This window comes from Streptomyces sp. RLA012 (assembly GCF_056270325.1).
Genome location: NZ_JBWDPA010000002.1, coordinates 1,939,346 through 1,953,397 on the forward strand (window position 1 = coordinate 1,939,346; position 14,052 = coordinate 1,953,397).

Annotated in this window: 15 protein-coding genes; 12 read left to right on the plus strand and 3 right to left on the minus strand. The window is 72.2% G+C overall.

Annotated features, from left to right (window positions below; genetic code table 11):
* The first annotated feature begins 12 nt into the window (after window positions 1–12).
* Both RV986_RS09190 and RV986_RS09195 read left to right on the plus strand, forming a co-directional pair.
* On the plus strand, window positions 13–870 hold the full coding sequence (locus RV986_RS09190) for an AAA family ATPase (protein ID WP_475924229.1): 858 nt from the start codon (window positions 13–15) through the stop codon (window positions 868–870).
* A complete protein-coding gene (locus RV986_RS09195) occupies window positions 867–2,246 on the plus strand; it encodes a VWA domain-containing protein (RefSeq protein WP_475916915.1) in 1,380 nt (459 codons plus the stop codon). Before RV986_RS09190 ends, RV986_RS09195 begins: the two co-directional genes overlap by 4 nt.
* Before the next feature lie 107 nt (window positions 2,247–2,353).
* Here RV986_RS09195 and RV986_RS09200 read toward each other — a convergent pair whose 3' ends face one another.
* Entirely contained in the window at window positions 2,354–3,055 is a 702-nt protein-coding gene (locus tag RV986_RS09200) for an SDR family oxidoreductase (protein ID WP_475916916.1), read from the minus strand.
* Window positions 3,056–3,181: 126 nt separating this feature from the next.
* A complete protein-coding gene (locus RV986_RS09205) occupies window positions 3,182–4,687 on the minus strand; it encodes an MFS transporter (protein ID WP_475916917.1) in 1,506 nt (501 codons plus the stop codon).
* Window positions 4,688–4,862: 175 nt separating this feature from the next.
* Between RV986_RS09205 and RV986_RS09210 the strand changes: the two genes are divergently transcribed.
* The gene (locus RV986_RS09210) at window positions 4,863–5,360 is read left to right on the plus strand and encodes a MarR family winged helix-turn-helix transcriptional regulator (protein ID WP_475916918.1); all 498 of its coding nucleotides are present in this window, start codon (window positions 4,863–4,865) and stop codon (window positions 5,358–5,360) included.
* Window positions 5,361–5,364: 4 nt separating this feature from the next.
* Here RV986_RS09210 and RV986_RS09215 read toward each other — a convergent pair whose 3' ends face one another.
* Entirely contained in the window at window positions 5,365–6,333 is a 969-nt protein-coding gene (locus RV986_RS09215) for an alpha/beta hydrolase (protein ID WP_475916919.1), read from the minus strand.
* Between the two features lie 254 nt (window positions 6,334–6,587).
* On the opposite strand from RV986_RS09215, the gene RV986_RS09220 reads away from it, so the two are divergent.
* From RV986_RS09220 to RV986_RS09260, 9 genes are all read left to right on the plus strand, one after another.
* Window positions 6,588–7,049: a MarR family winged helix-turn-helix transcriptional regulator gene (locus RV986_RS09220; protein ID WP_475916920.1), complete on the plus strand. Its 462-nt coding sequence runs from the start codon at window positions 6,588–6,590 to the stop codon at window positions 7,047–7,049.
* 118 nt (window positions 7,050–7,167) lie between these two features.
* A complete protein-coding gene (locus RV986_RS09225) occupies window positions 7,168–7,848 on the plus strand; it encodes a Pvc16 family protein (protein ID WP_475916921.1) in 681 nt (226 codons plus the stop codon).
* Window positions 7,845–8,567 (plus strand): hypothetical protein, encoded by a 723-nt coding sequence (locus RV986_RS09230; protein WP_475916922.1) that lies wholly within the window; start codon window positions 7,845–7,847, stop codon window positions 8,565–8,567. Before RV986_RS09225 ends, RV986_RS09230 begins: the two co-directional genes overlap by 4 nt.
* Window positions 8,568–8,581: 14 nt before the next feature.
* Window positions 8,582–10,399 (plus strand): phage tail sheath family protein, encoded by a 1,818-nt coding sequence (locus RV986_RS09235; protein WP_475916923.1) that lies wholly within the window; start codon window positions 8,582–8,584, stop codon window positions 10,397–10,399.
* Window positions 10,400–10,430: 31 nt separating this feature from the next.
* Complete coding sequence (locus RV986_RS09240; RefSeq protein WP_475916924.1) at window positions 10,431–10,889, plus strand: phage tail protein; 459 nt, start codon at window positions 10,431–10,433, stop codon at window positions 10,887–10,889.
* 13 nt (window positions 10,890–10,902) lie between these two features.
* Window positions 10,903–12,504 carry a phage tail sheath subtilisin-like domain-containing protein gene (locus RV986_RS09245; RefSeq protein ID WP_475916925.1) on the plus strand — a complete coding sequence of 534 codons (1,602 nt, stop codon included), beginning with the start codon at window positions 10,903–10,905 and terminating at the stop codon, window positions 12,502–12,504.
* A complete protein-coding gene (locus tag RV986_RS09250) occupies window positions 12,501–13,016 on the plus strand; it encodes a phage tail protein (protein WP_475916926.1) in 516 nt (171 codons plus the stop codon). The genes RV986_RS09245 and RV986_RS09250 overlap by 4 nt, the downstream gene beginning before the upstream one ends.
* A gap of 110 nt (window positions 13,017–13,126) precedes the next feature.
* Window positions 13,127–13,348, plus strand: coding sequence for a putative phage tail protein (locus RV986_RS09255; RefSeq protein WP_475916927.1), 222 nt, complete (start codon window positions 13,127–13,129; stop codon window positions 13,346–13,348).
* Window positions 13,348–14,049, plus strand: a complete 702-nt coding sequence (locus RV986_RS09260) for a CIS tube protein (RefSeq protein WP_475916928.1) — start codon at window positions 13,348–13,350, stop codon at window positions 14,047–14,049. Before RV986_RS09255 ends, RV986_RS09260 begins: the two co-directional genes overlap by 1 nt.
* Window positions 14,050–14,052 lie beyond the last annotated feature (3 nt).

Sequence of the window (14,052 nt, forward strand, 5' to 3'; positions counted from 1 at the left end):
GAGGCCCCGTTGCTGTTCACATCCGTCGACGATGTCTCCGCGCGCCTCGCCGAGACCGGCTATCTGGCCTCGCCCGCGGTCGCCACCACGGTCTTCCTGGCCGACCGTCTCGGCAAGCCGCTCCTGGTGGAGGGCCCCGCCGGGGTCGGCAAGACCGAACTCGCCAAGGCCGTCGCCCAGGTCGCCGGGGCACGCCTGGTCCGCCTGCAGTGCTACGAGGGCGTCGACGAGTCCCGGGCGCTGTACGAGTGGAACCACGCCAAGCAGCTGCTGCGCATCAGCGCGGGCCGCGACGAGACGTGGGACGAGGCGCGCACGGACATCTTCAGCGAGGAATTCCTACTGCCGCGCCCCCTGTTGACCGCCATCCGCGGAGACGACCCCAAGGTGCTGCTGATCGACGAGACCGACAAGGCCGACGTCGAGGTGGAGGGGCTGTTGCTCGAAGTGCTCAGCGACTTCCAGGTCACCGTCCCGGAGCTCGGCACGATCACCGCGACCAGCCGCCCCTTCGTGGTCCTCACCTCGAACGCGAGCCGCGAGCTGTCCGAGGCGCTGCGCCGCCGCTGTCTCTTCCTGCACATCGGCTTCCCGGAGGAGGAGTTGGAGCGGCGCATCGTACGGCTGAAGGTGCCGGACCTCGACGAGGCGCTGGCGGAGTCCGTGGTACGGGTGGTGGGTGCGCTGCGCGAGATGGACCTGCGGAAGGTCCCGTCGGTCGCCGAGACCATCGACTGGGCGCGCACGCTGCTCGCACTCGGGGCCGACACCCTCGACGAGACCGTCGTACGCGACAGTCTCGGCGTACTCCTCAAGCACCAGGACGACGTCCTCAAGGCGGCCGCCAAGCTGGACCTGGACGCCGTGTGAGCGCGCCGACGGGTGTTGCCGAGCGGCTGACCGGGCTGGTCGGCGCGCTGCGCTCGCACGGTGTGCGGATCGGCACCGGCGAGACCGTGGACGCCGCGCGTGCGGTGGCGGCACTCGGCCTCGCGGACCGGGAACTGCTGCGCGAGGGCCTGGCCGCCACGCTGCTGCACGGCACGGGTCAGCGGCGGGTGTTCGACCCGGTCTTCGACATGTACTTTCCGCGGCTCGTCGGGGCGCCGGAATCCTCCGCGCCGGACACCGGCGCACCCGCCGCCGACCGGGACGAGTTCCGCGAGCGGCTCGCGGCGGCGCTCGCCGCGGGCGAACGGGCTCTGCTGGAGCGGTTGGCGATCGAGGCGGTGGATGGTTTCGGGGGCTACGGCTCCTCGCCCGGGTCGGACGGCTGGTCGTCGTACCAGACACTGGACCGGCTCCGCCCGCAGACGCTGCTGGCGCGGGTCCGCGACAGCGTCCGCGCCCAGGCGGGCGGGGCGGGGTTCGCCGACCGGCTGCTGGAGGACGAGATCCGGCGGCGCATCGAGGCGTTCCGCGCGCTGGTGGCCACGGAGGCGCGGCGGCGGGTCGCCGAGCGGCGCGGCCGGGACGAGATCGCCCGGCGGGCGGTGGCGCCGACCGCCGACCGGGTGGACTTCCTGTTCGCCGGGCGGGACCGGCTCGCCGAGCTGCGCAGGGCGGTGCAGCCGCTCGCGCGCAAGCTGGCCACCCGGCTCGCCGCGCGCCGCCGCCGGGCCGCCCGCGGCACCATCGACCTGCGGCGGACCCTGCGCGGTTCGCTGTCGACGGGCGGGGTGCCGATGCGGCCGGTACTGCGCAGGCGCCGCCCCGTCCGGCCCGAACTGGTGCTGCTGTGCGATGTGTCGGGCTCGGTGGCGGGGTTCTCGGACTTCACCATGCTGTTGGTGCAGGCGCTGCACGACCAGTTCAGCAAGGTGCGGGTGTTCGCCTTCGTCAACCGGATCGACGAGGTGACCGGACTGTTGGCGCACGGCACGGCCGACCCGGCGGGGCTGGGCGCCCGCATCCGGTCGGAGGCGACGCTGACGGGCTGGCACGGCAGCAGCGACTACGGCGTCGCGTTCGGCGAGTTCGCCGAGCGGTACGTCGACGCGGTGGGGCCGCGCACGACCGTGTTCGTCCTCGGCGACGCCCGTACGAACATGAGCGACCCGAATCTGCCGGCCGTACGGCGGTTCTCCGAACGGGCCCGCCGTGTCTACTGGTTGAACCCCGAGCAGCGGTCCCAGTGGGGCACGGGCGACTCGGCGGCGCCCGACTACGCCGAACTCGTCGAGATGCACGAGTGCCGCAACGTACGCCAGCTCAGCGAGCTGATCGGCCGCCTGCTGCCGGTGTGACCGCCGAGGCGCGGAGTCGATGCCTCCTGCACGATCTACGCGGCCTATGTGCCCCAAGTGCCCTGCGTGACCTATGCGACCGACGCGGCCCACACGACCTACGCGACCTACGCGACCAGCTGCGGGTACATCACGCCCAGGTCCTCGGACAGCCGGGCCTTGACCTGCCGGCTGAGGTCGTCGGCCAGTACCTCGTAGGCTCCGGACTCGATGCCGTCGAGGGCCTGTGCCGCGACGGCCCCGGGCGAGGACTTCGGCGCGTCGACCTTCGCGGCCATGTCCGTGTCGACGTAACCGACATGGAGTCCGGTGACCTCGATGCCGCGGGGCTTGAGGTCGAGCCGCAGGGAGTTGGTCTGCGACCAGAGGGCGGCCTTGGACGCGCTGTACGAGCCGAGGACACCCACCCAGGACAGCACCGAGTGGACGTTGAGGATGTGGCCGCCGCCGTTGCGCTCGATGATCGGGACGAAGGCGCGCGTGACGAGGAGCGGACCGTAGAAGTTCGTCTCGAACTCGCGGCGGACGTCCTCGATGGGCGAGTCGAGGAAGTTCGCGTTCACGGACGCGCCCGCGTTGTTGATCAGAACGGTGACGTCCTGCGCCCGCTCGGCGGCCGCGGCGACGGACGCGGGGTCGCTCACTTCCAGGGCCAGCGGCACGGCGTCGGGGTGTGTGACGGTCCGCGGGTCGCGTGCGGTGGCGTACACCTTCGTCGCGCCGCGCTCGTACAGGGCCTGCACCAGTGCCCGGCCGATGCCGCGGCTGCCGCCGGTGACCAGGGCGACCTTGCCTTCGATGGATGTCATGAGAACTCCCGAAGCAATGAGGAAACCGATCGGTCTCCTTCTGCGAGAAGAGTAAACCGATCGGTTTCCAGGGGCAAGGGGGTCACCGCGCCGACGGCCCGAAACCGTCACTCCGTGCCCGAAATGTCAGGCCTTGACGCCCGTCGTCTCCAGGGCGGCTTCGGCGGCGGTCTCGGCCCCCTTCTTCTCGAACGTGTACTCCTGGGTCGCGCCCCTGGTCAGGCCGACCAGGGCCACGGCCACGATCAGCACGAACGCGACCCCGGCGATCGCGAAGCTCAGCGTGAACTGACTCTCGGCGGGCAGCGCGGGCGCGCCGGCCGGCAGGTGCTGGATGGTCTTGGACGCCAGCAGCGAGGTGATCACCGCGCTGGCGATCGCGCTGCCGACGGAGCGGGAGATGGAGTTGAGGCCGTTGGCGATGCCGGTCTGGTGGTGCGGCACGCTCGCCACGATGAGCGCGGGCATGGCGGCGTAGCCGAAGCTGATGGCGACACCGATCAGCAGGCCCGCGAGGATGATCGACGCGGAGGTGTCGTGCGCCAGGGTCAGCCAGGCGAAGCCCGCGACGCCGAACACCGCGCCCACGGTGAGGGTGAACCGCGCTCCGATCCGCCCGACGAGGATCCCGCCGAACTGTGCGGCGAACAGCGAGACCAGCGTGGTCGGCAGCAGGTACTCGACGGAGGCACGCAGGACCGAGGCGCCGAATCCGTAGCCGGTGAGCTCCTTCGGCATCTGCGCGAGATAGGCGACGCCGATGAACTGGGAGAACATCGCGAAGCCGAGGAACAGACCGGCGAGGTTCGTGAAGAGCACCGGGCGGTGGGCGAACATCCCCATGTCCACCATCGGCTCGCGGACCTTGCGCTCGACCAGGACCCAGACGGCCGCCATGACGACCGCGGCGACGAACAGGCCGATCGTGCGGGCGGAGGACCAGCCCCACTCGTGCCCCTGCGAGATCGGCAGCAGGAGCAGGACGAGCAGCGCGGCGAGCGTCCCCGCACCGAGCCAGTCCGTGCGGCCGCCGGTCGTCGACTTCGAGGAGGGCACGCGCAGGACGACTCCGACCAGGGCGAGGGCCGCGAGCACCACGGCGAGCCAGAACACCCGGTGGTAGTCGGGGTCCGAGCCGCGGGTCAGCAGTCCGGCCGCCACCAGGGCGAATCCGCTGCCGACCGCGAGCGTGCCGCTCACCAGCGCCATCGCGCCGTGCAGCTTCGCCGGGGGTATCTCCTCCCGCAGGACCGAGAGGGCGAGCGGGAAGATCGCGGTGGCCGCGCCCTGGAGCACCCGGCCGACGATCAGCCACAGCAGCGAGGTGGTGGTCGCCGCCAGCACCGAACCGGCGATCATCAGCAGCAGCACCCCGATCAGCGTGGGCTTCTTGCCGTGCATGTCGCCGAACCGGCCGAGCAGCGGGGTGAACACCGCGGCGGACAGCAGGGTCGCGGTGGTGACCCAGCTGACGTTGGCGGTGGTGGTGCCGAGGTCGCTCTGGATGATGCTCAGGATCGGCACGACGAGGGTCTGCATCATCGAGACGATCATGGCCGCGAGGCCGAGGACCAGGACGAGCGAGAGGTCGCCGGCGGGGCGTCCGGGTGCCACGCGATCTGTGGTTGTCACGGTTTTCTTCCGTAGGTCGGGACCGTAGGTCGGAACGGCGGGCGTCACGGAGGGTGAAGCCGCGAAACTTGAAGCCCGCAAAGCTGAAGAGCCTCGAAGGTTGATGTCCTCAAGTAACTCGATAGAGGTAAGCATCGAAGGTTGAGGTAGTCAAGTTTCGGGTTACGCTGGTCCCATGTCCGCGACACCTGGAACGAGCCGCTCCACCGAAGCACCCGACGGCGGACACCTCGCTGTCTCCAACGTCGTGCTCCTCGACACCCTGTGGGCGTCGATGGTCAGCCTCTACGCGGATCTCACCAGCGCCGCCGCCGCGCACGGCCTCACCTACAGCCAGGCCAAGGCGCTCAACGTGCTGCGCCAGGGCCCCGCACCGATGCGCGCCCTGGCCGGCACGCTGCGCTGCGACGCCTCGAACATGACCGGGATCATCGACCGGCTGGAGGCCCGCGGTCTCGTCCACCGCGAGCCCAGCCCCACCGACCGCCGGGTCAAGAACGTCGCCCTGTCGGAGGACGGCGCGGCCACCGTGGCCGACATCCGCGACGGAATGCACGCCACCCACCAGGCACTCGACTCGCTGAGCGACGACGAGCGCTCCACTCTGGAGAGCCTGCTCTCGCGTCTGTTCGTCGCGGACGGCGGCGAACGTCAGGGGCTCCCGACCCCCTGATGGATCAGGCGGTGCCGAGAGCCGCGCGCAGCGTACTGATCGCCTGACCGGTCGCCGCACGGGCGGCCTGGGTGTCGGCGAGGGCGTTGAGCATCACGAAGTCGTGGATGATGCCCTGGTAGCGCACGGCGGTGACGGGTACTCCGGCCTCGCGGAGTTTGTTGGCGTAGGCCTCGCCCTCGTCGCGCAGGACGTCGGCCTCGCCGGTGATGACGAGGGCCGGGGGCAGCCCGGTGAGCTGTTCGGTGGTGGCGCGCAGGGGGGAGGCGGTGATCTCGGCGCGCTGGTTCTCGTCGGTGGTGTACTGGTCCCAGAACCACTGCATGCCGTCGCGGCGCAAGAAGTAGCCGGTGGCGAACTGGTGGTAGGAGCCGGTGTCGAAGTTGGCGTCGGTGACCGGGTAGAAGAGGACCTGCTGGACGAGCGGGACATCGCCGCGCTCCTTGGCCATCAGGGTGAGGGCGGCGGTCATGTTGCCGCCGACGGAGTCACCGGCCACGGCGATGCGGGTGGCGTCCAGATCCTTGGTGGCACCCTCCCGCACGATCCACTGGGCGACCGTGTAGTTCTGCTCGATGGCCACGGGGTAGCGGGCCTCGGGCGAGAGGTCGTACTCGGGGAAGACGACCGCGGCTTCGGCGCCGACGGCGAGTTCGCGTACCAGGCGGTCGTGGGTGTGGGCGTTGCCGAACACCCAGCCCGCGCCGTGGATGTAGAGGATCACCGGCAGGGTGCCGGTGGCCCCGGCGGGCTTGACGATACGGGCCCGGACGCTGCCCGTCGGGCCGCCCGGCACGGTGACCCATTCCTCGTCGACGTCGGGCTTGGCTATGTCACCCGACTGCACCTCGTCGACCGCCTTGCGACCCTCCGCCGGGGCGAGGTCGAACAGGTACGGCGGGTTCGCGGTCGCTTCGGCGAAGGCCGCGGCGGCAGGCTCCAGGACAGGACGGTTGCCGGCGGTGCCGGTCATGGCGATCTCCTCGGATCGGGTGCCGCGAACAGACCCCGCCGGCGCTCTTCGCCGAGGGGCGGCGACACACGGTGAGAGTAGCGCGCGATTAAGTCGTGCGCTACTAATCCGCGTGCGATTGGGTCGGGGGGACTTGAACGGTAGGCTGGAAATCGCCGCACAGTCACTGATACCGACATGGCACCGACATCGGCACCAGAACCAGCACCAGCACCAAGCATCGACACCAACCATCGACACCCGGGAGTTGCACCGTGAGCGCAGCAGCAACAACCGAACCACCGCAGGAGGGTTCCCTGCTGCTGGACGACCAGCTCTGCTTCGCCCTCTACGCCGCCTCCCGTGCGGTGACCGCGCGCTACCGGCCGCTGCTGGACGAGCTGGGACTGACCTATCCGCAGTACCTGGTCATGCTCGTGCTGTGGGAGCAGGACTCGATCTCGGTACGCGACCTGGGCAACGCGCTCCAGCTGGAGTCCAGCACGCTCTCCCCGCTCCTCAAGCGCCTGGAGGCCGCCGGTCTGCTCCGTCGCGAGCGGCGCCCGGAGGACGAACGCTCCGTCGCCATCCGCCTCACCGAAGCGGGCGCCCGGCTGCGCGAACGGGCACACACCGTCCCCCTCGCCATCGGCGACGCCATGGGCCTGACCCCCGAACAGGACGCCATGGCCAAGCGGCTTTTGCGCCTGCTCACCGCGAACGTCACCGAGGGCTGACCGGGGCGCACCACGCCGACCGGCCCGCCCGCCCCCGGGGCGCGGCCTCGGCAGGCCCAGGGAGGGACCCAGGGATTTCCCGGAAGAGCCGGGGTGTCCCCCGGCCCTAGCCTCGCAGGTGATCGGCCGCAGCGGCGTACGAGCCGCCGGGCACGCACAGGGGGTGATCGCGGTGGGCAGTCCCGATGTGATCGCCGATGTGTCGGACATCCTGGTGCACGTCCTCACCGGCGCCGTGGGCGAGTCCGACCCCCACGCCAAGGTGCATCTGGTCGAACTCGTCGGGCAGCAGCAGGGCGGCGGCTGCGGAAAGCTCGGACTCGAACTCTTCCTGTACGAAGTCGCCGAGGACCCCAGCGCGCGCAACCGCCCGCCCCGCCACACCGTGGTCGAGGACCCGGCCACCGGGGCCGTCCGCCAGGAACGGCGGCGGGCGGACATGGCGTTACTGCTGCGCTATCTGCTCATCCCGACCGGCGGCACCCCGGACGCCCAGCAGCGGATCCTCGGCCGGGCGATGCGGGCGCTGTACGACGACGCCATCCTGCAGGGCCCGTTGCTGGTGCCGGCCGCGCAGAGCAACAGCGTGGCCGACGCCGGGGAGTCGCTCAAGCTGCGGCTGGCCCCGCTGTCGCTCGACGAGCGGGCCAAGGTGTGGTGGGCGATCTCGCAGCCGTACCGGCTCTCCCTCAACTACGAGGTGCGGGTGGTCAATCTGGCCTCCCGGGACATCACCACGCAGTCCGCCGTCACCGGTGGCGGCGTCGGTGTCGGACCGCGTGCGGGAGCCCGCCCGTGACGGCCGGGGGCCCGGCGGTGGACACCGTGCGGATCGCGGTGGGACCGGTCGGTCTGCTCCCGCTGGACGCCTTCACCGGACGCGCCCCCGTCCTGCCGGTCACCGCCCTGGTCGAACGGCGGCTGGCCTGCGGACACTGGGCCGCCGAGGACGATGTGCCCGTCGTGACGACGCCGAGCGGCGCGATCGTCCTGCCGTCCCTGGCGAGCGCGCGTCCGGCGCCCGCGCCCAGTGCCGTACGGCGGCTGCGGATCCGGCTGGTCTCGCCGTATCTGCTGGATGCCGAACACCCGGACGGTGTGGAGTTCGACGCCCCGGCGTACACGACACCTCCGGTGACGCGGGTACGGCTGTATCCGCTGCCCGCCTATCCGTTCCCGCCCGGCACCCGGCTGCTGCACGGACGGGTGCGGCAGGGCGGGGATCCGGCGGCGGGAGCGGCGGTCGCCGGCCGGGCCCGCGCGGACGCGCAGCATCTGCCGCGGGTCGTCGCGTGGACGGAGTACGCGGCCACGGCGCGGGACGGTGCCTTCCGGCTGCCGCTGCGGCGGGCCGGCAGCAAGCCGCGGCAGCCCCCGCCGGATCCCGCCACGCCCGAGGCCGAGTGGTTCACGGTCACGGCGCTCGCGGAGCCCGGCCGGGCCGGGGGCCCCGAGATGTCCGTCCAGCTGACCGCGCAGGACATCCGCGGCACCGAGCAGCTCATCGAGATCCCGTAGCGGAGGAAGCCCCGATGCCCGAATACCTGAGCCCAGGCGTCTTTGTCGAGGAGATCTCCACCGGCCCGCGGCCGATCACCGGGGTGGCCACCAGCACCGCCGGCATGGTCGGGCTGACCGCCCGGGGCCCCGACTCGGGCAAACCCAAGCTGGTGACCAGCCTGCTGGAGTTCCACCGGCTGTTCGGCGGCTTTCTCCGGGAGCCGGACAAGGCCGCGGTCGACGCGGCCGACAGGAACGGCATCCGCTGGTGGCTGCTCCCCCTGGCGGTGAAGGGGTTCTTCGACAACGGCGGGCAACGGCTGTACGTCAAACGGGTCGTGCCCCCGGACCAGGGCAGCGCGGCGGCCTCCCGGACCCTCACCGACGGGGCCCAGTCGCCGACGACACTCCTCACGGTCACGGCGGTGCAGAAGGGCGAGGGCGGCAACGGTCTGCACGCCGTACTGAGGCTCGCCCGGACCGCCACGTACCCGGTCGTCGCACCGACGACAGCTCCCGTCGGCGATCCCCCGGCCACCGTGACGCTCGCCGACGTGGGCGCGATCAAGAAGGGCAGCACGGTCCTCCTCGTCCCCGCCGAGGGGAATCCCAGTCTGCACACCGTCAAGGACGACCCCCAGCCCGGGGCCGAGGTCACGCTCACCCTGGACCGGCCGCCCACGAAGGCGGCCAAGGCCGGCGACACCCTCGTTCTGGCCGGGTTCCGGCTGGAGATCATCGACGCGCCGCCCGGCGTCCCACGGGCGACCCGTACGGTCCCCCCGGCGCTCAGTCCGCCCGCGCCCCATCCGGCCGCGCTGGCCACGGCCGTCGCCGCGGACCCGGACGCGCTGCTCACCCTCACCGTCAACGCCGATCCGGTGCCGTACCTGAGCGGCCGTCTCGTCAGGACCGATCCGAGCAGGCCGCTCGCCACCCTGGATCTCCACGACGGCGACAGCAACGGCGCGGGCCTCACCGCCGCCCACTACATCGGCGTGGACGGCGGCAGCGGGAACCGTACGGGCATCCAGGCCCTCGAGGACATCGACGAGGTCGCGATCTGCGCCGTGCCCGGTGTCTGGGAGCCGACCGTCCTGGACGGCCTCAAGACGCACTGCGAGATCCTCGGCGACCGGTTCGCCGTGTTCGACGGGCATCCCAGGGCCGACCTCGAAACCATCCGGAACTTCCGCGCCGTGCTGTCCACCGACCGGGCGGCCCTGTACTACCCCTGGCTCCATGTGCCGGACCCGGCCGGCAGCGGCGCCGCGGACGCGCCCCCGTCGGGACACATGATCGGCGTCTACGCGGACACGGACGTCAGGCGCGGGGTCCACAAGGCCCCGGCCAACACCGTGCTGCGCGGCATCGTCCCCGGAGCGGGCCTCGCGGCCGACGTCACCAAGCGCGAGCAGGACACCCTGAACCCCTTCGGGATCAACGTGCTGCGGGCCTTCCCCAACCTGGGCCAGCGGGTGTGGGGCGCGCGGACCCTGTCCGACGACACCCGGTGGCGGTACGTCAGCGTGCGGCGGCTGTTCCTGTTCATCGAGGAGTCGCTCGACGAAGGGCTGCAGTGGGTCGTCTTCGAGCCCAACGCCGAGCAGCTGTGGGCCTCGGTCAAACAGAGCATCAGCGCCTTCCTGACCGGGGTCTGGCGCGGCGGCGCGCTGGCCGGGACCACCGCGGAGGAGGCGTTCTACGTCGTCTGCGACCGGACCACGATGACCCCGGACGACCTCGCCCAGGGCCGGCTGGTCTGCGAGGTCGGGGTCGCCCCGGTCTTCCCGGCCGAGTTCGTGATCGTCCGGATCCAGCAGGCGACCCGCGAGTCGACCACCTCCTGACCAGTACCGAACCGAATGAGAGGGGACGGCTGTGCCACCCGTTCAGCGCGACGATCCGTACGGTGCCTACAACTTCCTCGTGCAGGTCGTCGGCATCGCCCCCAACGGCCATGACGTGACGGCGTCCTTCACCGAGGTCACCGGGCTCACCGTGGACATCCAGCCGATCGAGTACCGCGACGGCAACGCGAAGAAGCCGCATGTGATCAAGCGTCAGGGCCTCGCGAAGATGTCCAACCTGGTCCTGAAGCGCGGCATCACCGGGCACCCGGAGTTCTGGAACTGGGTCAAGTTGTCGATGAACGGCCAGACCCTGCGCGCCGAGGGGGCCATCACCCTCCTCGACGAGAACCGCAGCGAGGTCATGCGCTGGAACTTCTACCGCGGCTGGCCGGTGAAGTACACCGGCCCCTCGCTCGGCGCGACCAAGAACGAGATCGCGATGGAGACGCTCGAACTCTGCGTCGAAGAGCTCGAAATCGCCCTGTGACCGGGAGACCACCGTGTCCGCATCCGCCCTCGAACCGCCGCTGCCCGCCCCCGCGTCGCTGCCCGGACTGACCGCGACGGCGGTCCCGGCGGCCGATCCCGTCCAGCCGCTGCGCACCGATGTGGCCTGCTTCGCCGGACGCACCCGGCGCGGCCCGCCCGCCTCCCCCGTGCGCGTCACGGACTGGGCCGCCTACACCGCCGTCTTCGGCGGCCTGGACGCCGCACTCGACCTGCCGTACGCGGTACGCGGCTTCTTCGCCAACGGCGGTACCGCGCTGTGGGTGCTGCGGACGGAACCGGCCGGGGCGGCCTCCGCCACGGCCGCCTGGCCCGCCGGATCGCCCTCCCCCTTCGCGCCCGCGGCGGGCTGCCGGATCGAGGCCGCCTCCCCGGGCGGCTGGGCCGACGGGACCCGGGTCACGGTCCGGCACCGGCCGGCCGGAAGCGGAGCCCAGCTGCTGGTGCGGATCGACGCGCCCGGGGAGTCCGCCGAGTCGTTCGGCTGGCTGCGGGCCGCCGACCTCCCCGACGCGGTGGCCGCGCTCTCCCGGCTCGTCCGGCTGGTCCCCGAGGGCCCCCCGCCCATGGCCCCGGCGGCCCACTCGGGAACGCACACCGCCACCCTCACCGGCGGCACCCCCCTTCCCGGCGGCCCCGACGACGGCGGCACACTCGCCGACGCCTACGCCGACGCCGTACGGACCATGACGGAGCTGCCGGAACCCGCCCTGCTGGCGCTGCCCGACCTGGACCGCTGCGGGATCGGCGAGCGGCACCGGGAGGAGCTGGCCGATCTGCTGGTCGAGGGATGCGCGCAGGCGCTCGACCGGCTGGCCCTGCTCGACCCGCCCCGTACGGGCGCCCAGGCCGCCGACCCGGTCGCGGCGACGCGGCGGGCCACCGCGTGGATGGACGCGCTGCGCGGACGCCACGACACGGCGGGGCTGCAGGCCTGCGCGGTGCACTGGCCGCCGCTGCGGGTGCCCGATCCGCTGGCCACCGTGCCGCCCGCGCTGCGTACGGTGCCCGCCTGCGGCCATGTCGCCGGAACGGCGGCGCGGCTCGACCGCGAGCGGGGCGCGTTCGCCACTCCGGCCAATGCCTCGCTGGAGGAGGTCGTCGACCTCGCGCACGTGCTGCGGGCCGAGGAGGAGGCGGCCGTGTACACCTCGGGCGTCAATCTGCTGCGCTGCCCGCCCGGCCGGGGCCCGCTGGTGTGGGGCGGCCGGACCGCGGTGCCGCCGTCGCGGGCCGGGGGCGTGGGCGACGGCTGGTTCATCGCCCACCGCAGGCTGGTGCACCGGCTGGTGCGGGCCGCCCGCGCGGTGGCCGAGCCGCTGCTCTTCGAACCCGACACCCCCGGTCTGCGGCTGCTGCTCGTGCAGGGGCTGACCGAGGTGCTGCTCGGCCTCTTCGAGGCGGGCGCCCTGGCCGGGGAGCGGCCCGCGGAGGCCTTCCGGGTGCGCTGCGACGAGGGGCTCAACCCGCCGGAGCTCGCGGCGCTCGGGCAGCTGGTCTGCCAGGTGGAGGTGGCTCCGGCCGCTCCGATGGAATTCATCGCCGTACGGCTGCTGCTGGGGGGCCGGGACCGGCTGGAGGTGGTGGAGGGATGACCGAACAGGCCCTGGAGTTCTTCGCCGAGCCGCTGCCGAAGTACCGGTTCCTGGTGGTGCTGGGCCCGGCCGCCGCCCATCTGCCGCCCGAGCAGGCCGCGTTGCTGCCGCTCACCGCGCAGGGCGCCTTCCAGCAGGTCACCGGGCTCGGTGCGCAGCTGGAGGTCACGGCGTATCCGGAGGGCGGGGTCAACGACCGGGTCCGGCAGTTCCCGGTACGGCACACGTGGAACCGGATCGTGCTGCACCGCGGGGTGGCCCGGGGTTCGGGGCTGTGGGCCTGGTACCGGGCGGGGCTCGGCAATCCGCTGGGCGCGCGCCGCAGCGGCGCGGTGCTGCTGATGGACGCGGCCGGCGTGCCCGGCGCGGTGTGGGCCTTCCGCGACGGCCTCGCCTCGAAGTGGACGGGCCCCGATCTGCACGGGGAGCGCAGCGAAGTGGCCGTGGAGCAGCTGGAGATCGCACACGAGGGGCTGGTGTCGGTGGAGCAGGCGGTACCGGAGCTGGGCTGACATGAGCGGCCGCGACCGCGACCGCGGGGAGACGTGCCGCACGTCGTGACGACGGGTTCGCGTGATCGAAATGACGACTTCGCGTGCTCCAACGGTTCGGGGAGAGAACAATGCTGACGATCCATCATCTGTCCGTCGACTTCGAGGTCGGCGGGGACGACACGGCGGTCTTCGCCCGGCTCTTCGCGGAACACATCCGGGAGTGGTCGCAGCGGCAGAACGACGTCGTGGCCCGCGGACGGCTGCTGGCCCGGGAGGCGTCGCTGACCGGTGACCGCCCGGGCCGGGACTCCGCCGGCGGGTCCGCGGCCGGTTGCTTCGGGGGGTCCTGATGGCTCCGCCGCCCGGCCTCCCCACGGGACGGGACGCCGCTCCGACGCTGGCGACCCTGACCGTCCACCCGCCCGGTTCCGTGTCCGGACCGACGAAGCCGCTGCTGACGCTGCCGGTCAATCCGACGGAGTACACGGTCTCCAAGGCGGTGACGTTCGCCGAGATCGGCATCCCGGGGCTGGACGCGCCGCCGCTGCAGTTCGTCCGGGGCGGCGCGCGCACCCTCAAGCTGGACGCGCTCGTCGACGCGGCCGAGGAACCGGTGCGCGGGCGCCGCGATGTGCAGCGGCGCTGGCTCGACGGCTTCCAGCGCCTGACGCTCCGTCAGAGCAGCACGCACGCACCGCCGGTGGTGACCTTCGCCTGGGGGGCCAACCCGCCGTTCACCGGTGTCGTGGAGAGCCTCTCCGTCACCTATGTGCTCTTCGACCGGGACGGTACGCCGACCCGGGCCAAAGTGTCGCTGTCGATCAAGGAGTTCAGGACGGCCGAGGAGCAGCAGCTCACCACGGCGCAGAGTTCCCCGACCGTGCGGAAGGTCTGGACGGTACGCCGCGGCGACACCCTCTCCTCCATCGCCGCCGCGGTGTACCGGGACTCCGGCCGCTGGCGGGAGCTGGCGGCCGCCAACGCCCTGGCCGATCCACGGGCGCTCACCCCCGGCACGGCGCTCGTCGTGCCCGCGCTGGAACGGGGGTGAGGG

Bases quoted from the DNA above. Each gene is read 5' to 3' on its own strand.
- RV986_RS09200 (WP_475916916.1), bottom strand. From the start codon at position 3,055: ATGACATCCATCGAAGGCAAGGTCGCCCTGGTCACCGGCGGCAGCCGC.
- RV986_RS09210 (WP_475916918.1), top strand. From the start codon at position 4,863: ATGTCCGCGACACCTGGAACGAGCCGCTCCACCGAAGCACCCGACGGC.
- RV986_RS09215 (WP_475916919.1), bottom strand. From the start codon at position 6,333: ATGACCGGCACCGCCGGCAACCGTCCTGTCCTGGAGCCTGCCGCCGCG.
- RV986_RS09235 (WP_475916923.1), top strand. From the start codon at position 8,582: ATGCCCGAATACCTGAGCCCAGGCGTCTTTGTCGAGGAGATCTCCACC.
- RV986_RS09250 (WP_475916926.1), top strand. From the start codon at position 12,501: ATGACCGAACAGGCCCTGGAGTTCTTCGCCGAGCCGCTGCCGAAGTAC.
- RV986_RS09255 (WP_475916927.1), top strand. From the start codon at position 13,127: ATGCTGACGATCCATCATCTGTCCGTCGACTTCGAGGTCGGCGGGGAC.
- RV986_RS09260 (WP_475916928.1), top strand. From the start codon at position 13,348: ATGGCTCCGCCGCCCGGCCTCCCCACGGGACGGGACGCCGCTCCGACG.